Raw genomic sequence first — 23,662 nt, forward strand, 5'->3', positions numbered from 1 at the left:
CATGGACGACCAAGCCATTCCCCTCGACGCGGAGACCAAGGCCGTCGAACAGCCCGAGGATCACCGCGAGGAGTTGCGCCTGTGGCTGCGGCTTCTCACCTGCTCGACGCTGATCGAGGGCGAAGTGCGCCGCCGCCTGCGCGAGCGCTTCGACGTGACGCTGCCCCGCTTCGACCTGATGGCGCAGCTCGACAAGGCGACGGACGGCATGATGCTGTCCGATCTCTCGCGGCGGATGATGGTGTCGAACGGCAATCTCACGGGCCTCGTCGACCGGCTCGTCGCCTCCGGCCATGTGGTGAGAACCGTATCGCCCACGGACCGGCGCGCCGTGGTGATCAGCCTGACCGAGGAAGGCCGCACCGAATTCAGGATCATGGCGGGCGAGCACGAGCATTGGATCGCCGATCTCTTCGGCGATCTTACGCCCAAGGACCGCAACGACCTCATGCGGCTTCTCGCCAAGACCAAGCTGTCCGCCCGCCGGGCCATCATGGGAGACGACCAGTGACGCAATTCGCCAATCCCGTCACCCTGCCGCTGTCGGGCTACGAACCGCGCCACTTTCTCCTCTCGGTCGACGGGCCCGTTGCGACGGTCACGCTCAACCGGCCGGAGAAGAAGAACCCGCTCACCTTCGAGAGCTACCGCGAGCTGACGGATTTCTTCCATGCCTGCGCCAAAGACGAAGGCGTCAAGGCCGTGGTCATCACGGGAGCGGGCGGCAATTTCTCGTCCGGCGGCGACGTGTTCGAGATCATCGGTCCGCTCGTCGAGATGGACACCAAGGGCCTCACCGCGTTCACGCGCATGACGGGCGAGCTGGTGAAGGCCATGCGCGCCGCGCCGCAGCCGATCATCGCGGCCGTCGAGGGAATCTGCGCGGGTGCCGGCGCCATCGTGGCCATGGCGTCCGATCTGCGTCTCGCCGCGCCGGGCGCCAAGGTGGCGTTCCTGTTCAACAAGGTCGGGCTCGCCGGTTGCGACATGGGCGCCTGTGCCATCCTCCCGCGCATCATCGGCCAGGGCCGCGCGTCGGAATTGCTCTATACGGGCCGCTTCATGAGCGCCGAGGAGGGCGAGCGCTGGGGCTTCTTCAGTCGCCTCGTCGAGGCCGCCGAACTTACGGCTGAGGCCGGCAAGCTCGCCCGCGCCATCGGCACCGGACCGACCTATGCCAACACCATGACGAAGCGCATGCTCGCCATGGAATGGGCCATGTCGGTGGAGGAGGCCATCGAGGCGGAAGCGGTCGCCCAGGCCCTGTGCATGACCACGGAAGATTTCGCCCGCGCCTATCGCGCCTTCGCGGCGAAAGAGAAGCCGGTCTTCAAAGGAGATTGACGTGATCGATGCGAGCTTTCTCTCCTGGCCGTTCTTCGAGGATCGTCACCGGCGCTTCGCCGAAGACCTGAACGCCTGGGCGAGCCGGGAAGTCGAACCTCTGGTCGATCACCACGACGTCGACGCCTCCTGCCGCCGTCTGGTGCGGCGGCTGGGCGAAGGCGGCTGGCTCAGGGCGGTGGTGCCGCAGGCCTATGGCGGCCTCACCCCGGCCTTCGATGTCCGCACCCTGTGCCTTGCGCGGGAAACCCTGGCCGCTCACGAGGGTCTGGCGGATTTCGCCTTTGCCATGCAGGGCCTCGGCACGGGACCGATCACCCTGTTCGGTTCCGATGCGCTCAAGGAGCAATACCTGCCCGCCGTGGCGCGCGGAGATGCCATTGCGGCCTTCGCGCTCTCTGAGCCGGAGGCGGGTTCCGACGTCGCCGCCATGAGCACCACCGTGACGCCGGACGGGCCCAGTCATGTGCGGATCGACGGCCTGAAGACATGGATCTCCAACGGCGGGATCGCGGACCATTACGTGGTCTTCGCGCGCTCGGGTGAAGCGCCCGGCGCGAAAGGCCTGTCGGCCTATGTGGTCGATGCGCAGACGCCCGGCTTGAGCATCGAGAACCGCATCGACGTCATTGCGCCGCATCCGCTCGCGACCCTGCGGTTCGACGCGTGTCGCGTGCCGCTGGCAAACCGCATCGGCGGACCGGGCGAAGGATTCAAGGTCGCCATGGCGACCCTCGACGTGTTCCGTTCCACGGTCGGCGCTGCGGCGCTCGGGCTGGCGCGCCGCGCCCTGGCCGAGGCGTTGCGGCATGCCTCGTCGCGCAAGCTCTTCGGGGCGCCGCTCGGCGACCTGCAGATGACGCAGGCGGCTCTCGCCGACATGGCGACGGGCGTGGACAGCGCCGCGCTTCTCGTCTATCGCGCCGCCTGGACCAAGGACCAGGGGGCGCCGCGCGTGACGCGTGAGGCCGCCATGGCGAAGATGCACGCGACGGAAACGGCGCAGAGCGTCATCGACAAGGCCGTGCAGATCTTCGGCGGGCTCGGCGTGACCAAGGGCGTAAAGGTCGAAGAGCTCTATCGGGAAATCCGTGCCTTGCGCATCTATGAAGGCGCCACCGAAGTCCAGAAAGTCGTGATCGCGCGCGAACTCCTGAAGATGCTGGAGGCGCAGCGCGCCCGGGATCTCGGCGCCGCGTCCGGTCGATAAGGGAGGAAGAACGATGACAGCCGCACTGGAAGGCACCCCCCTGCCTGACGCCGACGATGGTCCAGAGGTCCTGAACCCGAAGCATTGGAAGGCGCCGAAAGGCTATTCCAACGGCATGATGGGCGAGGGGAGGGTCCTGGTGACCGGTGGCGTCGTCGGCTGGGACGAGAAGGAAGTGTTCGCCGACGGCTTCGTCGCGCAGGCCCGCCAGATCTTCGTGAATATCCGGGCCATTCTGGCCGAGGGAGGCGCCGAGCCCCGGCACCTCGTGCGCCTGACCTGGTATGTGGTCGATATCGACGAATACCTCGCGCATCTGCGCGAGCTGGGCCGGGCCTATCGGGATGTGTTCGGCACCCATTATCCCGCCATGGCGCTCGTTCAGGTCGTACGGCTCGTGGAGAAGGCCGCCCGGATCGAGATCGAAGCGACGGCTATCGTTTAAAGCAAGCGTTAGCTCTTCCCGTCAAGGGACATGTAAGGTTTCATCAAAGTTCCGGAATTCCTGCAACATTTGCAAAAGTGTTGCAGGAAAACCTGCTTCTTTAATAACTTCACGAATGCCTACAAAAACGTCTGTTTTGATCTAGTATTACGTTGTTGCTTTGCGGTGAATGTCCCCTGGAATCAGGTTCACCCGCAGGTCTTCTATGCTGCACTCCAAAACCGACAGGTTCACCGTTCCTTCGTCGAGCGAACTCGCCGATGATGCCGAGATGTTCGAGCTGGCTCCCGTCTCTCTCTGGCTCGAGGATTACAGCGGTCTCAAGGAGCTTCTCTCGCAATGGCGCGAGGCCGGGGTGACGTCGCTGCGGGAATATCTCCTGGAGGACACGGCCCGCGTGGAGGCCTGTTCGAGCCAGATCCGCGTCATCAAGGTGAACCGCAAGACCCTCAGCCTGTTCGAAGCCGAGGACCTGCCGCAGCTCGTGAGCAATCTCGGCCGGATCTTTCGCAATGACATGCTGAAGACCCACATCGAGGAGCTCGTGCAGCTCTGGGAGGGGCGCACGGAATTCTTCGGCAACACGGTGAACTACACCCTGTCGGGCAAGCGGCTCGACATCCAGCTCAGGGGCAGCGTTCTGCCGGGCCATGAAGACCGGTGGGATCGCGTTCTGATCGCCATCGAGGACGTCACCGAGCGCGAGACGGCGCGGCGGCAGCTCGCCGCCAGCGAGATCTACGCCCGCGGCCTGTTCGAGCACTCGCCCGTGTCTCTCTGGGTGGAGGATTTCAGCAGCGTCAAGAACCTCCTCGATGACGTGCGGCGGCAGGGGATCACCGATTTTCGCGTGTTCACCGATGTGCATCCGGAATTCGTCACGCGCTGCATGAGCGAGATCCGCGTGATCGACGTCAACCGGCACACGCTCGAGCTCTTTTCGGCGCCCGACAAGCAGACCCTGCTGATGCGCCTCGGCGATGTGTTCCGCGACGAGATGCGGGAGCACTTCCGGGAGCAGCTGATCGATCTCTGGAACGGCAAGATTTTCCAGCAGCGCGAGGTGGTCAATTATTCCCTGGCTGGCGACGAGCTGCATCTTCACCTGCAGTTCTCCGTGCTGCCGGGCTACGAGACGGACTGGTCGCTGGTCCAAGTGGCGCTGACCGATATCACGGCCCGCAAGCGTGCCGAGGCCTATCTGGAATATCTCGGCAAGCACGACGTCCTGACCAAGCTCTACAACCGCTCTTTCTACGTTGACGAACTCAATCGCCTGGAGCGCAAGGGGCCGTTCCCGGTCTCCGTGGTCATCATCGATCTCAACGGCCTGAAGGCGGCGAACGACCAACTCGGCCACGCGGCCGGCGACGCGTTGCTGCGCCGCGCCGGCGAGGTCCTGAACAAGGCGGTCGACAAGCCCTCTTGTGCGGCGCGGATCGGCGGCGACGAGTTCGCTCTCCTGATGCCTGGAACCGACGAGCGGGATGCCAAGATCGTGACGGACAGCATCGAGAACCTGCTCGAAGTGAACAACCAGTTCTATACCGGCCTGCCCCTCCGCTTCGCCATGGGCGTCGCCACGAGCCAGCCGGGCGAGAGGCTGGAGGCGGTCGTGAAGCGCGCAGACCTGCTGATGTACGAGGCCAAGCGCGCCTATTACGCGGCTGTCGCGGGGTAGAGCTGCGTTGTCATCCCCGTCGAGCCGAAGGCGAGGGAGGGGAGCCACGATCACCCTCTGTCGTCATCACCGGCCTCGTGCCGGTGATCTCGATCATTTGAAGCGCCGAGTCTCGCCGTATCCGAATTGCCGGGACAGGTCTGGCCATCACGCCTCGATTGCCAATGCTCCACCCTCATCCTGAGGAGCAGCCGGATGGCTGCGTCTCGAAGGAGCATCCAGCGTGCACTGGAGGATCCTTCGAGACGGTCGCATGCGCGACCTCCTCAGGATGAGGCGAGAGGGTGCAGGAAGCGAGATCACCGGCACAGGGCCGGTGATGACAGGCGTGGGAAAGCAGACTGCTACAACCCGATCTCGACGATCTCGGCCGTCGTCTGCCCGACGGGGACCACGTCGCCGATTTCCTTGCCCATGAGAGCCTGCGCGAGAGGAGACACGTAGGACAGGCTTCCCTTGGCCGGGTCGGCCTCATCCTCGCCGACGATCCGATAGGTCTGGCGGCGGCCGTCCTCGCGCTCGAAGGTGACGCGGGCGCCGAAGCGGACGTGAGCGGTATCCGTGGGAGGCGGCACCATCTCGGAAGAGGCCCGGCGGGCGGACCAGTAGCGCAGGTCGCGGGTGATGCGCGCCACTTCCGCCTTGTCGCCGGCGGATTGAGCCTCGGCGAGACGTTTCTGCAGGGCCTCGATTTCCGTATCCATCTGGGCCAGCCCCGAGGGCGTCACGAGATGGTGCGGGCTGATCATCCGGTCGGGAAGATCCTCGAAGGCTTCTCCACCCTCGGTCTCACGAACAAAGGCACGGCTCATCACGTCTCCTCCGCTCTTTGGAGGAAAACGGTTCGAGGTTCCGAAGGTTTCCGGAACTCACCTTTATTGCTTGGCTTGTCGCAGACGCCCGACGATGCCGCCCGGGAAGGCATACACACTGACGATGAACAGCGCGCCGAGCCACAGGAGCCAGCGGTCCGGATGGACCAGGTTGGGCAGGAGCGGAATCCCCGCCAGCGCGGCGCTGCCTGCGCCCATCAGCACCTGCAGGTAGCTCTGGGCCAGGACGAAGAGCGCCGCGCCGATGACCGCCCCGTACATGGTGCCCATGCCGCCGATCACGACCATGAGCAGGATGTCGATCATGATCGAGAAGGACAGGGTGGTGTCGGAGCCGTTATAGCGCAGCCACAGGGCCATGAGCGCGCCGGCGATCGTGGCGGCAAGCGCCGAGATGACTGAGGCCGCCGTGCGATAGGCCACGACCCGGTAGCCGAGCGCCTCGGCGCGGAACTCGTTCTCGCGGATCGCCTGCAGCACGCGCCCGAAGGGCGAGTTCACGATGCGCAGGAGAACGAGGAAAACGACCAGTGACACGAAGAACACGAGGTAATAGGCGAGGAGCCGCCCGTTGACCGCCGTGCCGAAGAGAGGTTCCGACAGGAGCCGGAAGGCCGGGCGCAAGGCCGGCGGCAACTGGAACGACAGCCCGTCCTCGCCGCCCGTCACGTCGGAGAGCTGCGAGGCGAGAACGGCGGCCGCCGAGGCGACCGCCAGCGTGATCATCGAGAAGAAGATGGCACGCACCCGCAGCGACAGGAGGCCGATGGCGACGGCGAGCAGAGCGGAGAGCGCCAGCGCTGACACGAGCCCTATGGCGGCCGAGCCCCAGGTCGGACCGAGGCGTTCGAGCGCGATGGCGATGCCGTAGCCGCCGATGCCGAAGAACATGGTGTGGGCGAAGGACACGATGCCGGAATAGCCGAGGAGCAGGTCGTAGCTCGCGACCAGCACGATAAACACGCAGATCTTCGCCGCCGTGCCGACCGGCTGGCTGCCGGAGAACAGGAACGGTGTCGCGGCGAGCAGCACCAGAATGCCGATCAGGATGGCGCTCAGCACTTTCGAGCGCGGCCTGTCGGACGAGAGGAGCGCGTTCAGGAGGCCGCCGCGCCGGCGCGTCTCGTCGAAGGGAAGGGCGAGGGCAGAGGCGGGGGATGTGCTCATCGGCGGGCCACCGGAAACAGGCCCTGCGGACGCCAGATCAGCACCAGGGCCATGACGAGGATGTTGGAGATCAGGGCGAGCTTGGGCTCGATGAAGCCCACATAATTGGCGACGAGCGCCACCAGGATCGAGCCGACGAAGCAGCCGCCGACGGAGCCGAGGCCGCCGATGATGATGACGATGAAGACCAGCACCATCACCTCCATGCCCATGCCGGCGGTGAGCGTCTGGCGGTAGAACGCCCACATGACGCCGCCGAGGCCTGCGAGGGCGGATCCGGCGATGAAGACGCTCACGAAGAGGCGGCGGATGCGGTAGCCCAGCGCCTCGACCATCTCGGGGTTCTCGACCCCGGCCCGGATCAGCAGGCCGATGCGGGTGCGGTTGAGGATCAGCTGCATCCCGACGAATACCACGAGGCCGATGGCGACCGCGACGACCCGGTAGCGCTCCATGATGATGTCGCCGAGCACGAAGGCGCCGCGCAGGGATTGCGGCAGCGGGATCGGGATGGGCGAGGCGCCCCAGATGGCGTGGATGAGCTGCTCGGTCACGATCAGCCCGCCCATGGTGACGAGGATCTGCTTCAGGTGACTGCCATAGACCGGACGCACGATGACGCGCTCGAAGACCGCGCCGGCGATCCCCGTCATGGCCATGGCGGCGAGGATGCACAGGAGCAGCAGGGCGAGGTTGAGCCCGACGGAATCCGCCGTCGCCCAGCCGGCGAGCGGTCCGAGCACGAGGAGCGTCGCATAGGCTCCGAGCGAGATGAACACGCCGTGGCCGAAATTGATGATGTCCATCAGGCCGAAGACCAGGGTCAGCCCCGAGGCCATGAGGAAGATCATCATGCCCATGGCCAGCCCCGCCACGGTGAGCGTGATCCAGGTCGAGGGGCTGCCGACGAAAGGCAGGGCGAGCAGTGCGAGCGCCGGGATCAGGAGGAGCGGCAGCCAATCGGTCTTGGCGCGCGGCAGCTCGGTCGGGGCAGCGGCTTCGGTGATCAGGTCGCTCATTGATGCGCATCCAGGGAAAGGCCGAGCAGGCGCTGCTGCAGGGCCGTGTCGGCGACGAGGTCGCTCATGGCGCCGGAATGCACGATGCGCCCGTCGTCCATGACGACCACGTTGTCGCCGAGCGCCGAGGCGGCATAGAAATTCTGCTCCACAAGCAGGATCGTCTCGCCGGAAGCCTTGAGGGCTTTGAAGGCCTCGATCATGGATCGCACCATCACGGGCGCGAGGCCCTTGGTCGGCTCGTCGATGAGGAGCAGGCGGCGCGGCTCCGCGATGGCGCGGGCGATGGCGAGCATCTGCTTCTGCCCGCCGGAGAGGTTGCCCGCCGGCAGGTTCCAGAACCGCTTGAGGGCGGGGAACAGGCCGAGGATCCAGTCGAGCCGGGTCTTGTCGACCGGCCCGGAGCGGGCGGCGAGCACGATGTTCTCGCGCACGGTCAGGTCGGTGAAGATGCCCATGGATTCCGGCACGTAGGCGATGCCAGAGCGGGCGATGTCGGGCGTGGCGCTCGCCGTGATGTCGCGGCCGTCGAAAAGGATGCGGCCGGACGAGGCCTGCCACAGGCCCATGATCGTGCGCAGGGTCGTGGTCTTGCCCGCGCCGTTGCGGCCGAGCAGCATGGTCAGCTCGCCGGCCGGAACGGCGAAGTCCACCCCGTGCAGGATGTGATAGGGGCCGATATGCGTATGCACGCCCGACAATTGGAGCAGGGGCTCAGGCACGGGTGACCTCCACGCCGAGATAGGCTTCCTGCACCACCGGCGAAGCGATGACCTCGGCGGGCTCGCCGTCGGCGACGAGCGTTCCGTTGTGCAGCACGATGATCCGGTCGGAGAGCGAGCGCACCACGTCCATCTTGTGCTCCACGAGAAGCACCGTCGCGTCGCCGCGCTGCTTGATGTCGTGGATGAGCTCGAGCACGGTCGGCACCTCGTCGACGCTCATGCCGGCGGTCGGCTCGTCGAACATGAAGACTTTCGGCTCCATGGCGATCAGAAGCGCCACTTCGAGCTTGCGCTGGTCGCCGTGCGACAGCGCCTTCGGGGCGATGTGGCGCTTGTCCGCCAAACGCACGCGCTCCAGGATTTCCTCCGCCTTCTCGATCAGGTCGCGGCGCGAGTTCCACACCTTGAACAGGGACCAGCCCGCCTCGGCGCGGCTCTGCACGGCGAGCCGCACGTTCTCCAGCGCGGTCAGTTGCGGAAATAGATTGGTGAGCTGGAAGGCTCGGCCCAGGCCGCGCTTCGCCCGCGCGGACGCGGGAAGCGAGGTGATGTCCTCGCCCTCGACGAGCACTTGGCCCGACGTAGCGCGCAGCTGGCCGGAGATGAGATTGAAATAGGTCGTCTTGCCGGCACCGTTCGGGCCGACGATGGCCGTGAGCGTGCCGGGCGTGAACCGGCACGACACGTCGTTGACGGCCACATGGCCGCCGAAGCGAATGGTAAGCCCGCGCGTTTCGAGCGCGGGCGTGGTTGTCATCGGTCGGGTCACGTGGGCTCAGCGCTTGTTGCGGACCGGGATCGGCATCTTGTCGGCCGGGATGGTGGCGACGAGATCGAGCAGGTCGTTCGCGTCCTTGCCGTTGGCCTTGACCTTGAAGTGATACATGTCCTGCAGAGCCTGATGGTCTTCCTTGCGGAAGGTCATGGGGCCCTTCGGCGTCTCGAAGGTCATGCCTTCCATGGCCGTGATCAGCTTCTCGGTGTCGGTGCCGCCCGCCTTCTGAATGGCCGTGACGGCGGCGGATGCCGCAGCGAAGCCACCCGCGGTGAAGAAGTCCGGCGGCGCGTTGTAGCGCTTCTGGTGCTCGGCCACGAGCCAGTCGTTCATCGCGTTCTTCGGGAAGGCATAATAGTAATACACCGCGCCTTCCATGCCGGGATAGTTCTTGTAGATCTGCATGGCCGGCAGGATGTTGCCGCCGGGCGCGATCTCGATGCCGAAGCGCTCGGGCTTCAGGTCGGCGATCTTCGGCAGCGGGTGCTGGCCGGCCCAGATGATGTTGATGATCTTCTTGCCCGGCTTGTCCTTGAGCGCATCGAAGATGCGCTGGGCCGAGGCCGTGAAGTCCGTGGCGTTCTGCGGCGCATATTCCTCGAACACCACCTTGGCGTTCGGGCGGATCTCGGCGAGCGCATTCTTGAGCGCCGCGACGCCGTCTTTGCCGAAGGCGTAGTCCTGCGCGAGCGTCGCGATGGACACCTCGCCGCTGGCCGGAACGGCGGCCGCGGCCCCATAGGCGTCCTGCGTCGAGTTGCGCGCGGTGCGGAAGATGAAGCGGTTCCACTTCTCGCCCGTGATCGCATCGGCCACGGCGGGCTCCACGATCAGCACCTTGCCGTTCTCTTCCGCCACCGGCAGCATGGCGAGGGCCGCCGCGGACGATGTGGTGCCGACGGCGAGATCGACCTTGTCGTCGTTGTAGGACTGCTCCAGCAGCGTCTTGGCGAGATCGGCCTTGAGCTGGTCGTCCTTCACGATCACGGTGATCTTGCGGCCGTTGACGGCCATCGTGCCCTTGGTGAGATATTCCAGGCCCATCATGAAGCCGGCCTCGGTCTGCTTGGCGTAGGCTTCGAGCGGCCCGGTCTTGCCGGCGATCAGCGCGATCTTAATGTCTTGGGCGAATGCCGTGGAGGCAAAGAGAATGCCTGCCGTGGCGGCAGCAATGGTAAACTTCAGGCGCATCGAACTCCCCGTCGTGTTATATGGGATCATTGACGGCCTTGCCCTCTGCCCTGTCAAGTTCGACTCTCGGACCATCCGCAGGGAAAGCGCCGTAGGAGCTCCCTGCCGGTTCAGGCCTCGGGCAGCACGGGCGTTTCGATGTCCTTCGCCTCGCGTCCGCGCCGGGCAGCTTCGCGCTCCAGGAGGATCAGCGCCACCCCGGCGGCGCAGATGACGGCCGCGCCGACGAGCGTCCAGAACCCGACCACGTCGCCGAAGAACAGGTAGCCCAGGATGATGGCCCACACGATCAGCGTGTATTGATACGGCGCGACGACGGAGGCCGGGGCGATTTTCAGCGAGCGGTTGACGCAGACATGAGCCGCCATGGAGACGATGCCGAGCAGGAACAGGCCCGCCAGGTCGAGCGGCCCCGGCGTCACCCAGGCGAGCGGGGCCGCCACGAGACCGAAGATCAGCGCGCCTAGAATCTGGCCGAACACGAGGGTCGCGTCGTCGGTATCCCGCAGCTTGCGGGTGGTGATCATCAGGAGCGAGTAGAACAGGCTGCCCGCGAGCGCGATGAGGGCCGGCAGGGACAGGGTGGCCGGGGACGGCCGCAGGGCGATGAGAACGCCCACGAAGCCGATTGCAATCGCAAGGATGCGCGGCTTGTCGATCCTCTCGCCGAGCCAGAATGCCGCGAAGGCCGCCACATAGATGGGACCTGCGAGGTAGTAAGTCATCACGTCGGCGAGCGGCAGGTAGGTGACGGCCCAGTAGAAGCAGGCGACCTCGAGCGTCGACAGCGTGATGCGGACCGCATGCAGGCCCGGTTGCAGCGGGATGGCGAAGGGCACCTTGCGCTGCCGCATCAGCGGCAGGAGAACCATGAGAGCCGCGATGCTGCGCAGAAGCAGGACCTGGCCGACCGAATAGGTGGCGACGAGCCATTTCCCCATCACGTCGTTCATGGCGAACATGAACACGCCGAGCAGCATCAGACCGATGCCGACGAGGGTGCCTGAACGAACGATTCGAACGGAGGACGGACCGGAGTGACTCATGGGATGCATACATGAGCGAAGCGAAGATGATGCACAAGCATTGTCGAACACGACCTTAGTCCGACGCTCGCCTCATCGTGATTGACCATAGCCCTCATCCTGAGAAGGTCGCGCAGCGACCGTCTCGAAGGACGAGGGCGTCTCCACGGCTATCTGGTGGATCCTTCGAGACGCCGCTTGCAGCGGCTCCTCAGGATGAGGACTGAGGGTTGGAGTTGAAGATGTTGATGGCCGGCACAAGCCTGGCCATGACGTGGGGTGTCATCCCCGGCGAGCCGCAGGCGAGGGAAAGGAATCCATGATCGCGCTCGGCGCTATGGATCCCATTCCCGGTCCTTAAGGACCGCCGGGGATGACACGAGTTGCGACGTGCTAAAACGTCTTCGCCCCGTTCACGGGCAGCAAGATCGCGTAGAGCGATGTGGTGGCGCAGATGTAGAGACGGTTCCGCTTCGGGCCGCCGAACACCACGTTGGCGACCCCCTCCGGCACCAGGATCTTGCCGATCAGCGTGCCGTCGGGGTCGTAGCAATGGACGCCGTCTCCCGCGCTGGTCCAGATCCGTCCCGCGTCGTCCAGGCGGAAGCCGTCGAACAGGCCCGCCGTGCAGGTGGCGAAGACCTTGCCGTTGGCGAGGCCGCCGTCGGGGCTAACCTCGAAGACGCGGATATGGCGCGGGCCGTCCTTCACATGAGTCGCGCCGGTATCGGCTACGTAGAGAAGCGTCTCGTCGGGTGAAAAGGCGATCCCGTTCGGGCGGACGAAATCGTCGCCGACAATGCGGACATCGTCCGTCTCCGGATCGACGCGATAGACATGGCAGGCGCCGATTTCGCTCTCCGCCTTGTGGCCCTCGTAGTCGGAATCGATGCCGTAGGCCGGGTCCGTGAACCAGATCGAGCCGTCGGACTTCACCACCACGTCGTTGGGGCTGTTGAGGCGCTTGCCCTGGTAATGGCTCGCCAGCACGGTGATGGAGCCGTCATGCTCGGTGCGCGTCACGCGCCGGTTGCCGTGCTCGCAGGTGACGAGGCGTCCCTGGCGGTCGACGGTGTTGCCGTTGGAATAACCGGCCGGATGGCGAAAGACGCTGACAGCCCCGGAGGTTTCGTCGAACCGCATCATGCGGTCATTGGGGATGTCGCTCCAGACGACGTAGCGGCCCGCCGGGAAATAGGCCGGGCCTTCCGACCAGCGGCAGCCCTCCGCCAGTTTCTCCAGACGCGCCGATCCCTTGAACAGGTGCTGGAAGCGTTCGTCGAGAACAACCGCGACATCTCTGAACATGGAGCCCGACACCCTGTCAGTGAGCCATCAGAACGGGAATGGTCGTGTTGCCGAGGATATGGCTGGTCGCGCCGCCGAAGAACATCTGCCTCAAGCGGCTCTGGGTATAGGCTCCCTTCACGAGAAGATCGCATCCGAGAGCGGCGGATTCGGACAGGATCACCTCACCGGGCTTGTTCGAGGGATCGGGTGCCGTAATCGCCTCGGCCGGCATGTCGTGCATGCGCAGATGCCTTGCGAGTTCCGCTCCGGAAGGACCGGGAACGCCCCAATCCTCGAGTTCGAGCACGACGATGCGCCGGGCCTTCTTGAGCAGGGGCATCGCGCCCAGCACCGCGCGGGCGGTCTCGGTGCTGCGGTTCCAGGCGATCACAACCGTCTCGGCGAAGGTTTTGGGGGCCTGGGGCGGCGCGATGAGGACGGGACGGCCCGTCTCGAACAGGGCCGCCTCCACGGTGGAGAGGCGGGTCTGGCCGTTCGACCCGTCCGGCCGTCCGACCACGATGACATCGAACACCCGGCCGTAGGCGCCGAGGAATGCGTCCTCCGTCAGTCCGTCCTGCCGCCAGCCGAAGCCCAGGCCGGGCAGGCCCGCCGACGCGCGCTCGATCTGCTGCACGGTCATGAACGCCTCGAACCGCTCGCGGCAGGCGCGGGCCATTTCGAGCCGGTTCTCCGGGGTGATGGGGGAGGGAACGCCGATGGCGATGTCCACCGGCAGGACGACCGGATAATCGGGGGTGATGGCGATCCCCTCGATATAGCTGTCGAAGATGCGGCCGACCTGCAGGGCGGTCCGCAGTTGGGGCTCGACGATTCCGTGGTCTTCGATCGGGACGAGGATGCTCTTCATAAGGATTATTGTCGCGCTTAAACCACCGCTCGGCAAGACCATCCGAAAGTTCAGCCTGGGCTGTGGATGGCTTAGGGTTTGACATCCGATTGTCGTCGGCTCCAGCTTGAATGCCCCGCCACATCAAGGAGTCCTACGAGATGCGTAAGTTCGCGACCATCGGCGCAGCCACTCTCCTCGCGCTGTCCATCCCCGTGACCGCCCATGCGTTCGATCAGGGCAATACGAGCCGGATCAAGACCTTGGTCGATACGGGCATGCAGTATTATTGGTCCGGCGGGGACGTGAAGAAGGCCGAGGCCGAAATCTTCAAGGGCATCACCCTGCACGGACGCTACGACGTGGTGGAGAAGGCGTTCGCCGAGGCTTCGACCCTGGCGCCCGAGCGCCTCGATTTCCGCTTCGCGGTGGCCTCGTCCCAAATCCTGCAGAAGAACCTTTCCGGCGCGCGCGCAACCTATCAGGACATTCTTGCCAAGAGCCCGGCCTCGTTCGATGCGCAGGCCTGGCTCGCGGCGCTCGCGCGGATCGAGGGACAGGCCGACGAGGTGGCCTTGACCGATCAGGCTCTCGCGGCTCTCGACCGCGATCGGGCGGAGGCCTATCGCCAGCGTTTCGCCCGCGCCGAGTCCATCATGGCCGAGCGCCCGAACGTGGACGTGCCGACCGTCTCCGGCCGGGTGATGATCGTCGCCCTCGGCTATGCGCTGGCAAAGGACGGCACGGCGGAGAAGCCGCTCCTCGACCGCCTCGACGTGGCCTTGAAGGCCGCTAACGCCAACCCGTCGGCCCGGGTCATGGTGACCGGAGGCCAGCCCCAGGCCGGCGTCACCGAGGGCGACGTCATGACCAAATGGCTGGTGGAAAAGGGCGTCGACCGGGACCGCATCCTGATCGAGGACAAGTCGAAGGATACGGTCGGCAACGTGCTCAACGTCGCCAACCTGCTGAAGCGGCACACGGCCGATGCGGTCATCCTGGTGACGAGCTCCAGTCACATGCGCCGCGCCCGCACCCTGCTGGAGGACGCCTTCCGGCAATACGGCCTTACCGCGCCTATCCTGCCGGTCGTGGCCCTCGACGCACCCTCGGTCGAGGAGGCGGCGAAGGTCTCCAAGGACGAACGGATGGTGATCTATCGCGATCTCATGCGCGTCTCGGGGCTGTGGGCCTATCCTGGCATCCAGCAGTAGCCGGCGTCACTCGATCTTGAAGTCTCCCGGGTTCCAGGAGACTTTCGGGTATTGCGGATCCATCTCCTCCAGGGTCGCCTTGACGATGGAGGCGATGGCCGCGTTGCGGACCCATTTCCGGTCGGCGGGGATGATGTGCCAGGGCGCCCAGGGCGTCGAGCAGCGATTGAGCATGATCTCGTAGGCCTCCTGGTACTCGTCCCAGTGCTGCCGGTCCTCCAGGTCGCTCGGGTTGAACTTCCAGTGCTTCGCAGGATCGTCCAGGCGCTCCTGCAGCCTCTCCTTCTGCTCATCCTTCGAGATGTGCAGCATGAACTTGAGAATGGTCGTGCCGTTCTCCGCGAGTATCTTCTCGAACGCGTTGATCTGCTCGTAGCGCTGCTCGATGGCCTTTTCCGGCGCGAGCTTCCTGACCTTGCCGATCAGCACGTCCTCGTAATGCGAGCGGTTGAAGATGCCGATGGTGCCGCGCCTGGGGCAGGCCTCATGAACGCGCCAGAGATAGTCGTGCTGCAGCTCGATCCGCGAAGGCGGGCCGAACGCATGGACCGAGACTCCCAGCGGCCCGGTCGCGTTGAAGACGCCGCGAATCGTGCCGTCCTTGCCCGACGTATCGGTGCCTTGCAGGATCACGAGCAGGGCGCGAGACCCCTCCGCGTAGAGCCGGTCCTGCAGGATGTCGATGTCCTTGGCGAGAGCCGCCGTTGCGGCCTTCGTCTCCTCCTCGTCCTTGAAGAGCGATTTGTCCCGAGGGTTCAGGTCCTTCAGCCGAACCTTCCCGCCGGGTTCGACCCGAAGCTTGTTCATCAAGGTCCGTTCCTGTTCCGCCATGCCCGTTCCTCCATATCCCAGGACGATAGGGCAGGATGGCCGGAAAGGAAGGTTGGGATCGCGGCCGGGCTGCTCTTTACGGGCGTTCCGGCACGACCTACCAAGGATCTGCCAACCACGATGGAAGAAGCTGCCACGATGCTGTCACTCTACTATTATCCCGGCAATGCCAGCCTCCTGCCGCACATGATGCTGCGGGAAATCGGGGCGGAGTTCGAGCTGCGCCTCGTCGATCGCGGCCATAACGCCCAGAAAAGCGCCGAGTATCTCAAGCTCAATCCAAGCGGGCGCATTCCGGTCCTCGTCGACGATGATCTGGTCCTGTTCGAGACGGCCGCCATCGCCCTCCACCTCGCCGACAAGTTCCCGGAAGCGGGCCTTGCGCCGGCGGTCGGAACCGCCGAGCGGGCCACGTTCTACAAGTGGATGATGCACCTCTCGAATACGCCCCAGGCGGAATATCGTGCGTGGTTCTACCCGCACGAGCACGTCATCGACGAGGCCGCCGCGCCGAGTGTCAAGCAGGCCGCAGGTGAGCGCCTCGACCGGATGTTCGACGTAATTTCCGGGCAGCTCGGCGACAAGACCTGGCTCCTCGGCGAGCGCTTCTCCGCCGCCGATCTTTTCCTCTTCATGCTGATCCGCTGGGGCCGCGGCATGCCGCGTCCGCCACGCAGCATCCCGAACCTCAACGCCCTCGCCGAGCGCGTGCTCGCACGGCCAGCCGTTCAGAAGGCGCTCGAGGTGGAGGGGATCAAGGCTCCGTTCTTCTGAGCCTTAGGTCTTGCGCGACGTTCGCTTCGAGGGGCGTCGCGCAGGCAGGACTTGGTCGACCTTGCTGAGATCCGCCCAGGGATCGCGCTTCAGCGAGGCGAGGCGCTCGCTCAGGTTCTTGACGGTGAACCCGTTGGGCTTGAGATCATGAGTCAGCTCCTCCCAGGCAACCGGCGTGGCCACGGGAGCGCCGGCTCGCGAGCGCGTCGAGTAGGGGGCAATCGCCGATGCCTCGCGATTGTTGCGCAGGTAGTCGATGAAGATTCTGCCCTCGCGCTCCTGCTTGACCGAAGTGGTCGTGTAGCGATCCGGCTCGTCGGCCGCCATGGCTTCGGCGAGGTCCCGTGTGAATACGAGAGCATCCTTCCAGGGAGCCTTCGGCTTGAGCGGCACGACCACGTGCAGGCCTTTGCCGCCGGTCGTCTTCACGAAGCTTTCCAACCCGACGGTTTTCAAACGTTCGCGGACGGCCAAAGCCCCTTCGATCACCTCCGGCCACTCCACCCCGTCGCCCGGATCGAAATCGAACACGAGCCGGTCGGGATGTTCGAGGTCGGCCAGAGTCGCGCCCCACACGTGCATTTCCAGCGCGCCCGACTGGACGAGGGCAACGACGCCCTGGATGTCGCGAACCGTCAGGACTTCCGACGTGCTCTTTCCGTCCGGCACCATGTCCTGGTGAATGAAGGAACTCATGCCCGCCCAGGAATGGCGCTGCACGAAGCATTTCTTCTCCGTCCCGCCGGGACAGCGGATGAGCGTGAGAGGGCGGTTGATCAGATGCGGCAGGAGCCAATCCTGGATGCCGAAATAGAACTCCGCCAATTCCAGTTTGGTCAGCCCCTGATCCTCCCACAGCACGCGGTCAGGATGGGTGAGGGAAACGCCTGCGACTTCCGCTGAAACGCTGTCGGATTCCTTGGACTTCGACGATGCCCGCTTCGCAGGCTTGTTCGATTTTGCAGGCGGCGCCTTTTTCTCCGCAGAATTCTTCGCCTTCCGTCCCGGGGCGATTTCCTCCAGCGAGCGGCCCGTCTTCACCGAGAGAGGCGCTTCGTCGAGAATGTCCGGATCGCCCTCGCTGCGAGCATAGCCGTCCTCTGCCTTGATCAGAAGCCAGGATTCCTGCTTCTCGCGCGGACGCTTCGCCATGCGGACCAGATGCCATGTTCCGTGCAGCTTCTCGCCGTCGAGGCGGAAGGTGAGGCGGCCCTTCTCGTAGCCTTCGCGAGGATCGCCTTCCGGTTCCCAGGTCCCCCGATCCCACAGCAGAACGGTGCCGCCGCCATATTGGCCTTCCGGGATCGTGCCTTCGAAGTCGCCGTAATCGAGCGGATGATCCTCCACATGGACCGCGAGGCGCTTCTCGCCCTTGACGAGGCTCGGCCCCTTGGCCACCGCCCAGCTCTTGAGGACCCCGTCGAGTTCGAGGCGGAAATCGTAATGCAGGCGGGAGGCATCGTGCTTCTGCACGACGAAGGAGGCGCCTCGGCGGCGGGAGGTCTTTCCCGCCGGCTCGGAGGTTTTCGCGAAGTCGCGCTTGGCGCGATAGGCTGCGAGCTTTGCCATGACGCGGAGTCAAATCCGCGCCATGGGGTCTGGTTCCAGGATTGGATGTCTGCCCATCGACCTCTGGCCTCATCCTGAGGAGCCGCTGCAAGCGGCGTCTCGAAGGAGCGTCCAGAGTGCGCGGGAGACGCCCTCTTCCTTCGAGACGGTCACTGACGTGACCTCCTCAGGATGAGGGCTCAGGGATGCGCCTGTTGGGGGCGGACCTCAAGAGGCCAGCGGCTGGGTTGCCGCCTCTGCCCTGCCGTGCTCGGTCAGGAACGCCGCCGCGATCAGGTCGCGGGTATAGTCTTCCTGCGGCCTGTCGAAGATCTCCTCGGCCGTGCCGCGTTCCACCACCTTGCCGCTCTTCATGACCATGATCTCGTCCGAGAGGGCGCGCACGACGGCGAGGTCGTGGCTGATGAACACGTAGGCGAGGCCGTGCGCCTTCTGCAGGCCGCGCAGCAGCTCGACGATCTCCTTCTGGACGGAGCGGTCGAGCGCCGAGGTCGGCTCGTCGAGCACCACGAGCTTCGGATGCAGGATCATGGCTCGGGCGATGGCGATGCGCTGGCGCTGGCCGCCCGAGAACTCATGCGGGAAGCGGTTGCGCCAAGCCGGGTCGAGCTGCACCTCCTCGAACGCCTGGGCGGCGCGCCGGTCGCGCTCCTTGCGTGAGATGCTGGGTTCGTGGACGAGCAGGCCCTCGGTCACGATCTCGCCCGCCGTCATGCGCGGAGAGAGGGAGCCGAAGGGATCCTGGAACACCAGCTGAAGATGGCGCCGCAGCGGCCTCATGCCGCCCCGGTCGAGTGGCATCAGGTTGCGGTCCTCGAAGCGGACGAGCCCGGAGGCGGGAAGCAGGCGCAGGATGGCCCGGCCGAGGGTCGATTTGCCCGAACCGGATTCCCCCACCACGCCCACCGTCTCGCCGGCGCGAACCCTCAGGCTCACGTCGTCGACGGCCTTGAGCACATGCGTCGCCTTGCCGAAGAAGCTCTTCTCCAGCGTGAACTGGACCGCCATGTTCCTCGCATCGAGCACGACGGGAGCCGTGGACGCGACCGGCTCCTTGCGGCCGGTCGGCTCGGCATCGATGAGCATCTGCGTGTAAGGGTGCTTCGGGGCCGCGAAGATGGCGTCGGTGTCGCCGCTTTCGACCACCTCGCCGCGCTTCATCACATAGGTGCGGTCGGCGAAGCGGCGCACCACGCCGAGATCGTGGGTGATGAATACGATCGACATGCCGAGCCGCTTCTGCAGGTCCGCGAGAAGCTCCAGGATGCGGGCCTGGACGGTCACGTCGAGAGCCGTCGTCGGCTCGTCGGCGATCAGCACGTCCGGATTGTTGGCGAGCGCCATGGCGATCATCACGCGCTGGCGCTGTCCGCCCGACATCTCGTGCGGATAGGCATCGATGCGTCGTGCCGGGTCCGGGATGCGGACGAGCTCCAGAAGCTCGATGGCGCGCTTGCGGGCCTCGGCCTTGCTCAGGCCGCCATGGGTGGTGAGCGGGAGGGCCAGCTGGTCGCCGATCCGGTAGAGCGGATCGAGGGAGGTCATCGGCTCCTGGAAGATCATGGTGAGCTTGGAGCCGCGGTAGTTGTTGAGCCTGCCGGGGGAAAGTCCCACCAGCTCCTCGCCGCGATACTTGACCGAGCCTTCGGCCCAGCCGTTCGAGGCGAGAAGCCCCATGACGGACATCATGGTCTGGCTCTTGCCCGATCCGGACTCGCCCACGATGGCGACGGTTTCGCCCGGATTGATGTCGAGGTCGATGCCCTTCACCGCGTGGAGGATGCCGTCGCCGGTGCGGAAACGGACGTGAAGGTTGCGGACGGAAAGAACGGGGTCAGCCATCTCAGCGATCCTTCGGGTCGAGAGCATCGCGCAGGCCGTCGCCGATGAAGTTCAGGCAGAACAGGATCGCGACGAGCGTGATGGAGGGATAGATCAGCATCCAGGTGGCGCCCTGGATGTTCTTGGCGCCTTCCGAGATCAGAACGCCCAGGCTGGTATTGGGCTCCTGGACGCCGAGGCCGAGGAAGGAGAGGAAGCTCTCGAGCAGGATCACCTTCGGCACGAGCAGCGTCATGTAGACCACCACCGGACCCAGCGTGTTCGGGATCACGTGGCGGCGGATGATGCCCTTGGTTTCGACACCCAATGCCTCGGCCGCCTGGACGTATTCCTGGCGCTTGATGGACAGGGTCTGGCCCCGGACGATGCGGGCCATGTCGAGCCATTCGACGGCGCCTACCGCGATGAACATCAGCACGAAGTTGCGGCCGAAGAACACCACCAGCATGATCACGAAGAAGATGAAGGGCAGCGAGTAGAGAACGTCGACGATGCGCATCATCACGAGATCGACCCGTCCGCCGAGATAGCCTGACGTCGCGCCGTAGATCACCCCGATGAGGATCGCCACGAAGGTGGCGAGCAGGCCGATGGCGAGCGAGACCTGGCCCGCCTTCATGGTGCGGGTGAGAAGGTCGCGTCCGTTGGTGTCGGTGCCGAAGAAGAAGTACTGCCGCTTCAAGGGAACATCGATAACGAGCCTTTGGCCGTCCAGCTGCTTCTCCACCACGCGGGCGGGGCCGAACAGGTCCGAGCGCTCGAAATAGGCGAGCAGCCGCTCGTCGATCGGCCGGCTGCTCGAACTCACGAGCGTCATGCGGGCGACGTCGTTGTCGATGGCGATGTTCTCCGCCTTCGCGCGGACGCGGGCGCCGATGCGCTCGATGTTCGGCTCGATCTGGTCGGCCTTGGGATAGGCCTCCAGGCTCGCCGGCACCTTCACGTAATCGGGATAGACCCTGTCGAAGGGGTGGCCCGTGAAGAGCGGCCCGAAGATGCAGGCGATCGCGATCAGGCCCAGCACGATGATGCTGGTCAGCGCGGCGCGGTTGCGGATGAGACGTCCGCGGGCCTCGGCCCAGAGGGATCGTCCGGCGATGGGGCCCGTCATGGTCTCGACGGGAAGAACGGCGCCTTCAGCCATGGGAGGTCTCACTCGTAGCGAATGCGCGGATCGATAAGGGCGTAGAGAATATCGACCACGAGGTTGAAGAGCAGAACGAAGATGGCGACCACCACGACCGTGCCCATGACGAGGGTGTAATCGCGGTTGAGCGCTCCTTCGACGAAGTAGCGTCCGATGCCCGGCAGGCCGAAGATGGTCTCCACCACCACGGAACCGGTGAGCAGGGCCGCCGCCGCCGGGCCGAGATAGGATACCACGGGCAGGGCGGCGCCGCGCAGGGCATGGGCCACGATCACCCGCGTGGGCAGGCCCAGCGAGCGCAGGGTGCGGATGTGGTTGGAGCGCAGGTTCTCGATCATGGCGGCGCGGGTCATGCGCGCCACGACGGCGATCTGCGGCAGGGACAGGACCAGCACGGGCATGATCAGGTTTCGGACGTTCCCGTTCGCCCAGCCGGCGACCGGGAGCCACGCGAGGGCCAGGCCGAAGACGATCTGGAAGATCGGCGCCACCACGAAGTTCGGGATGGTGAGGCCGAGCGCGCCCATGCCGGTGACCAGGTAATCGACGGTGCTGTTCTGGCGCAGGGCCGCGATGGAGCCCAGGGTCCCGCCGACGAGGATGGCGAAGGACAGGGCCAGGGCGCCGAGCGTCATCGAGATGGGCAGACCGCGGGCGAAGAGTTCTCCCACGGAGAAGTCACGCAGGATGAAGGAGGGCCCGAAATCGCCCCGCACGACGGCGCCGAGATACAGCAGGTATTGCTGAAAGAGCGGCTTATCGAGCTGATAGATCCGGTTGAGGTTTTCCATCACCTTGGCCTCGAGAGGCCGCTCCAGATCGAATGGCCCGCCTGGCGCGAGCCGGATCAGGAAGAACGAGATGGTGATGATGATGAAGAGGGTGGGGATGGCCGACAGGAAACGGCGAAAGATGAAGGAGAGCACGGGAAGCTCCTCCGGCTGATACAGCGTAACAATAAAAGATTAGGGCGGCCTGACGCGCAGACCGCCCCCCTTAACAGATTTATTTTTACTGCGTCTTCGACAGGAAGCGCGACGGATAGACGCCGCGGGTGTTCTGAACGAAGCCCTTGATCTTCGGCGAGATCAGGTTGCTCTTGCCGTAGTACATGATCGGGATCCAGGGCATGTCCTTCATGAGGATCGCCTCGGCCTTCTTCATCATGTCGGCGCGCTTCTTCAGATCGAGCTCCTTGGCAGCGTCGTCGAGCAGCTTATCGAACTCCGGATTGTTGTACTTGCCGTAGTTGAAGCCCTTGTTGTCGCTCTTGAGCAGGAACAGGAAGTTGTTCGGATCCGAATAGTCGGCGATCCAGCCGTAGCGGGCCACGTCGAAGTCGCCGCCGTCACGCAGGTGGGCGAAGTGGGTCTTGCCGTCCGTGTTGATGAAGGAGGTCTCGATGCCGGCCTGCTTCCACTGCTCGGAAATGGCGATGACCGTGTTCCGGTTGTTGTCCGTGGTGTTGTAGCGGATCTCGACCTTCAGCGGCTTGCCGGGACCGAAGCCCGCTTCCGTGAGGAGCTTCTTGGCGGCTTCCTCGCGGTCGATCGGAGACTGGTCCTTGTAGCTCATGTAGGCCGGCTCGCCGTAATTGCCCACGCCCGGAGGCATGAACGAGTAGCCCGGCTGCATGGTCTGGCCCCAGATCTGCTCGGCGATGAACTCGCGGTCGATCAGCATGGAGAGGGCCTGGCGCACCTTCACGTCGTTGAAGGGAGCCTTGGAGGAGTTCACGACCATGTACCAGGTGCCGAGATACGGACCGAGCTTGACCTGGTCCTTGAAGCGCTCCTTGAGCGACTTCATCTGGTCGGCCGGAACGTCGTCCGTGGTGTCGAGCTCGCCGGCCTCATAGCGGCGGACCATGGCGGCGAAGTCGGGGGTCGGGAAGTAGTTGACCGTATCGATCTGGACGTTCTTGGCGTCGTAGTAGTTCTCGTTCTTGGCGAGCTTGATGTGGGAGTTCGGCACGAACTCGACCAGCTTGTAGGCGCCGTTCGTCACCATGTTGCCCGGCTTCACGAAGTCCTTGCCGAACTTCTCGACCGAGGCCTTGTGCACGGGCTGGCTGGTTTGGTGGGTCAGCAGCTCGATGAAGTAGGGGGTCGCGGACTCGAGGGTGATCTCGACCGTCTTGGGGTCGACCGCCTTCACGCCCAGCTCTTCGGGCTTGCCCTGGCCCTTGTTGATCTTCTCGGCATTCTTGATGGGATAAAGGATGTTGGCGTATTTCGCGCCGGTCGCCGGATCCATGATGCGGCGGTAGGAATAGACGAAGTCCTCGGCCGTGACCGGGTCGCCGTTCGACCACTTCAGGCCATCACGGAGCGTAAAGCGGTAGGTCTTGCCGTCGTCGCTGACTTCCCACTTTGCGGCCTGGCCCGGCACGGCCTCGCCCTTGGCATTGTAGGTCACGAGACCTTCGAGCATGTCGCGCAGGATGTGCGATTCCTGGACGGTCGAGGTCTTGTGGGTGTCGAGCGTCTCCGGCTCGCCCGAATTGGCGCGGTTGTAGACGACTTCAGCCGAAGCGGCGCCCGTGAGGGCGGCCGTGGCGACGGCGGCAAGGGCCGTGCGTTTGATCCATGATGACATCGGTTGGGGTTCCCTTTCTGGTTTATTGCAGAGTTCTTGAATGTCTCGGTCAGAGCCGGTTAGGGCAGTAACCTTGCCCTATTTGTTGATCAATCAACTGTTTATGTCCAGTACTATCCCTCAAGATGCAAA

General features: G+C 64.9%; 22 protein-coding genes. 7 read left to right on the top strand and 15 right to left on the bottom strand.

The genetic code is table 11. From position 1 onward, the window contains the following. Position 1 precedes the first annotated feature (1 nt). The 5 genes from H0S73_RS10200 to H0S73_RS10220 all read left to right on the top strand — a co-directional run bounded on the left by H0S73_RS10200 (position 2) and on the right by H0S73_RS10220 (position 4,680). Complete coding sequence (locus tag H0S73_RS10200; RefSeq protein WP_181052068.1) at positions 2 to 511, top strand: MarR family winged helix-turn-helix transcriptional regulator; 510 nt, start codon at positions 2 to 4, stop codon at positions 509 to 511. Further along, complete coding sequence (locus tag H0S73_RS10205; protein ID WP_181052069.1) at positions 508 to 1,344, top strand: enoyl-CoA hydratase family protein; 837 nt, start codon at positions 508 to 510, stop codon at positions 1,342 to 1,344. The genes H0S73_RS10200 and H0S73_RS10205 overlap by 4 nt, the downstream gene beginning before the upstream one ends. Position 1,345: 1 nt before the next feature. Beyond that, positions 1,346 to 2,554: an acyl-CoA dehydrogenase family protein gene (locus H0S73_RS10210; RefSeq protein WP_181052070.1), complete on the top strand. Its 1,209-nt coding sequence runs from the start codon at positions 1,346 to 1,348 to the stop codon at positions 2,552 to 2,554. 13 nt (positions 2,555 to 2,567) lie between these two features. Beyond that, on the top strand, positions 2,568 to 2,999 hold the full coding sequence (locus H0S73_RS10215) for a RidA family protein (RefSeq protein ID WP_181052071.1): 432 nt from the start codon (positions 2,568 to 2,570) through the stop codon (positions 2,997 to 2,999). Between the two features lie 205 nt (positions 3,000 to 3,204). After that, on the top strand, positions 3,205 to 4,680 hold the full coding sequence (locus tag H0S73_RS10220; protein WP_181052072.1) for a sensor domain-containing diguanylate cyclase: 1,476 nt from the start codon (positions 3,205 to 3,207) through the stop codon (positions 4,678 to 4,680). Positions 4,681 to 5,024: 344 nt separating this feature from the next. Here H0S73_RS10220 and greA read toward each other — a convergent pair whose 3' ends face one another. From greA to H0S73_RS10265, 9 genes are all read right to left on the bottom strand, one after another. Then, positions 5,025 to 5,492, bottom strand: a complete 468-nt coding sequence (gene greA / locus H0S73_RS10225; RefSeq protein WP_181052073.1) for a transcription elongation factor GreA — start codon at positions 5,490 to 5,492, stop codon at positions 5,025 to 5,027. Between the two features lie 63 nt (positions 5,493 to 5,555). Then, positions 5,556 to 6,680: a branched-chain amino acid ABC transporter permease gene (locus H0S73_RS10230; protein ID WP_246388812.1), complete on the bottom strand. Its 1,125-nt coding sequence runs from the start codon at positions 6,678 to 6,680 to the stop codon at positions 5,556 to 5,558. Further along, positions 6,677 to 7,687, bottom strand: a complete 1,011-nt coding sequence (locus H0S73_RS10235) for a branched-chain amino acid ABC transporter permease (RefSeq protein WP_425488220.1) — start codon at positions 7,685 to 7,687, stop codon at positions 6,677 to 6,679. Before H0S73_RS10235 ends, H0S73_RS10230 begins: the two co-directional genes overlap by 4 nt. 8 nt (positions 7,688 to 7,695) lie before the next feature. Continuing rightward, the gene (locus tag H0S73_RS10240; protein ID WP_181052075.1) at positions 7,696 to 8,421 is read right to left on the bottom strand and encodes an ATP-binding cassette domain-containing protein; all 726 of its coding nucleotides are present in this window, start codon (positions 8,419 to 8,421) and stop codon (positions 7,696 to 7,698) included. After that, positions 8,414 to 9,181, bottom strand: coding sequence for an ABC transporter ATP-binding protein (locus tag H0S73_RS10245; protein WP_181052076.1), 768 nt, complete (start codon positions 9,179 to 9,181; stop codon positions 8,414 to 8,416). The genes H0S73_RS10240 and H0S73_RS10245 overlap by 8 nt, the downstream gene beginning before the upstream one ends. An 18-nt stretch (positions 9,182 to 9,199) precedes the next feature. Next, a complete protein-coding gene (locus H0S73_RS10250; RefSeq protein ID WP_181052077.1) occupies positions 9,200 to 10,390 on the bottom strand; it encodes a substrate-binding domain-containing protein in 1,191 nt (396 codons plus the stop codon). Between the two features lie 110 nt (positions 10,391 to 10,500). Next, complete coding sequence (locus H0S73_RS10255; protein WP_181052078.1) at positions 10,501 to 11,436, bottom strand: DMT family transporter; 936 nt, start codon at positions 11,434 to 11,436, stop codon at positions 10,501 to 10,503. Between the two features lie 372 nt (positions 11,437 to 11,808). Next, positions 11,809 to 12,723, bottom strand: a complete 915-nt coding sequence (locus H0S73_RS10260) for an SMP-30/gluconolactonase/LRE family protein (protein ID WP_181052079.1) — start codon at positions 12,721 to 12,723, stop codon at positions 11,809 to 11,811. 16 nt (positions 12,724 to 12,739) lie between these two features. Then, on the bottom strand, positions 12,740 to 13,576 hold the full coding sequence (locus tag H0S73_RS10265) for a universal stress protein (RefSeq protein ID WP_181052080.1): 837 nt from the start codon (positions 13,574 to 13,576) through the stop codon (positions 12,740 to 12,742). 140 nt (positions 13,577 to 13,716) lie between these two features. Here H0S73_RS10265 and H0S73_RS10270 point away from each other — a divergent pair, with 140 nt between their 5' ends. Beyond that, complete coding sequence (locus H0S73_RS10270) at positions 13,717 to 14,769, top strand: YdcF family protein (RefSeq protein ID WP_181052081.1); 1,053 nt, start codon at positions 13,717 to 13,719, stop codon at positions 14,767 to 14,769. A 6-nt stretch (positions 14,770 to 14,775) separates the two neighbouring features. Here the strand turns inward: H0S73_RS10270 and H0S73_RS10275 are convergent, their stop codons facing one another. Beyond that, on the bottom strand, positions 14,776 to 15,600 hold the full coding sequence (locus H0S73_RS10275) for a polyphosphate kinase 2 family protein (RefSeq protein ID WP_181052082.1): 825 nt from the start codon (positions 15,598 to 15,600) through the stop codon (positions 14,776 to 14,778). Between the two features lie 138 nt (positions 15,601 to 15,738). Here H0S73_RS10275 and H0S73_RS10280 point away from each other — a divergent pair, with 138 nt between their 5' ends. Next, a complete protein-coding gene (locus H0S73_RS10280; RefSeq protein ID WP_181052083.1) occupies positions 15,739 to 16,374 on the top strand; it encodes a glutathione S-transferase family protein in 636 nt (211 codons plus the stop codon). A 3-nt stretch (positions 16,375 to 16,377) separates the two neighbouring features. Here H0S73_RS10280 and ligD read toward each other — a convergent pair whose 3' ends face one another. From ligD to H0S73_RS10305, 5 genes are all read right to left on the bottom strand, one after another. Then, positions 16,378 to 17,943 (bottom strand): non-homologous end-joining DNA ligase, encoded by a 1,566-nt coding sequence (gene ligD, locus H0S73_RS10285; protein ID WP_181052084.1) that lies wholly within the window; start codon positions 17,941 to 17,943, stop codon positions 16,378 to 16,380. 207 nt (positions 17,944 to 18,150) lie between these two features. Then, entirely contained in the window at positions 18,151 to 19,785 is a 1,635-nt protein-coding gene (locus H0S73_RS10290; RefSeq protein ID WP_181052085.1) for an ABC transporter ATP-binding protein, read from the bottom strand. Between the two features lies 1 nt (position 19,786). After that, positions 19,787 to 20,929 (bottom strand): ABC transporter permease subunit, encoded by a 1,143-nt coding sequence (locus tag H0S73_RS10295; protein ID WP_181052086.1) that lies wholly within the window; start codon positions 20,927 to 20,929, stop codon positions 19,787 to 19,789. An 8-nt stretch (positions 20,930 to 20,937) separates the two neighbouring features. Then, a complete protein-coding gene (locus H0S73_RS10300) occupies positions 20,938 to 21,858 on the bottom strand; it encodes an ABC transporter permease subunit (protein WP_181052087.1) in 921 nt (306 codons plus the stop codon). 85 nt (positions 21,859 to 21,943) lie between these two features. Continuing rightward, entirely contained in the window at positions 21,944 to 23,530 is a 1,587-nt protein-coding gene (locus H0S73_RS10305) for a peptide ABC transporter substrate-binding protein (protein WP_181052088.1), read from the bottom strand. Positions 23,531 to 23,662: the final 132 nt, after the last annotated feature.

Origin of the sequence: Microvirga mediterraneensis (genome assembly GCF_013520865.1) — a bacterium.
Lineage (GTDB): Bacteria > Pseudomonadota > Alphaproteobacteria > Rhizobiales > Beijerinckiaceae > Microvirga > Microvirga mediterraneensis.

Bases quoted from the DNA above. Each gene is read 5' to 3' on its own strand.
- ligD (WP_181052084.1), bottom strand. From the start codon at position 17,943: ATGGCAAAGCTCGCAGCCTATCGCGCCAAGCGCGACTTCGCGAAAACC.
- greA (WP_181052073.1), bottom strand. From the start codon at position 5,492: ATGAGCCGTGCCTTTGTTCGTGAGACCGAGGGTGGAGAAGCCTTCGAG.
- H0S73_RS10270 (WP_181052081.1), top strand. From the start codon at position 13,717: ATGCGTAAGTTCGCGACCATCGGCGCAGCCACTCTCCTCGCGCTGTCC.
- H0S73_RS10200 (WP_181052068.1), top strand. From the start codon at position 2: ATGGACGACCAAGCCATTCCCCTCGACGCGGAGACCAAGGCCGTCGAA.
- H0S73_RS10280 (WP_181052083.1), top strand. From the start codon at position 15,739: ATGCTGTCACTCTACTATTATCCCGGCAATGCCAGCCTCCTGCCGCAC.
- H0S73_RS10275 (WP_181052082.1), bottom strand. From the start codon at position 15,600: ATGGCGGAACAGGAACGGACCTTGATGAACAAGCTTCGGGTCGAACCC.
- H0S73_RS10215 (WP_181052071.1), top strand. From the start codon at position 2,568: ATGACAGCCGCACTGGAAGGCACCCCCCTGCCTGACGCCGACGATGGT.
- H0S73_RS10220 (WP_181052072.1), top strand. From the start codon at position 3,205: ATGCTGCACTCCAAAACCGACAGGTTCACCGTTCCTTCGTCGAGCGAA.
- H0S73_RS10265 (WP_181052080.1), bottom strand. From the start codon at position 13,576: ATGAAGAGCATCCTCGTCCCGATCGAAGACCACGGAATCGTCGAGCCC.
- H0S73_RS10305 (WP_181052088.1), bottom strand. From the start codon at position 23,530: ATGTCATCATGGATCAAACGCACGGCCCTTGCCGCCGTCGCCACGGCC.
- H0S73_RS10290 (WP_181052085.1), bottom strand. From the start codon at position 19,785: ATGGCTGACCCCGTTCTTTCCGTCCGCAACCTTCACGTCCGTTTCCGC.
- H0S73_RS10230 (WP_246388812.1), bottom strand. From the start codon at position 6,680: ATGAGCACATCCCCCGCCTCTGCCCTCGCCCTTCCCTTCGACGAGACG.
- H0S73_RS10295 (WP_181052086.1), bottom strand. From the start codon at position 20,929: ATGGCTGAAGGCGCCGTTCTTCCCGTCGAGACCATGACGGGCCCCATC.
- H0S73_RS10250 (WP_181052077.1), bottom strand. From the start codon at position 10,390: ATGCGCCTGAAGTTTACCATTGCTGCCGCCACGGCAGGCATTCTCTTT.
- H0S73_RS10245 (WP_181052076.1), bottom strand. From the start codon at position 9,181: ATGACAACCACGCCCGCGCTCGAAACGCGCGGGCTTACCATTCGCTTC.
- H0S73_RS10255 (WP_181052078.1), bottom strand. From the start codon at position 11,436: ATGAGTCACTCCGGTCCGTCCTCCGTTCGAATCGTTCGTTCAGGCACC.
- H0S73_RS10260 (WP_181052079.1), bottom strand. From the start codon at position 12,723: ATGTTCAGAGATGTCGCGGTTGTTCTCGACGAACGCTTCCAGCACCTG.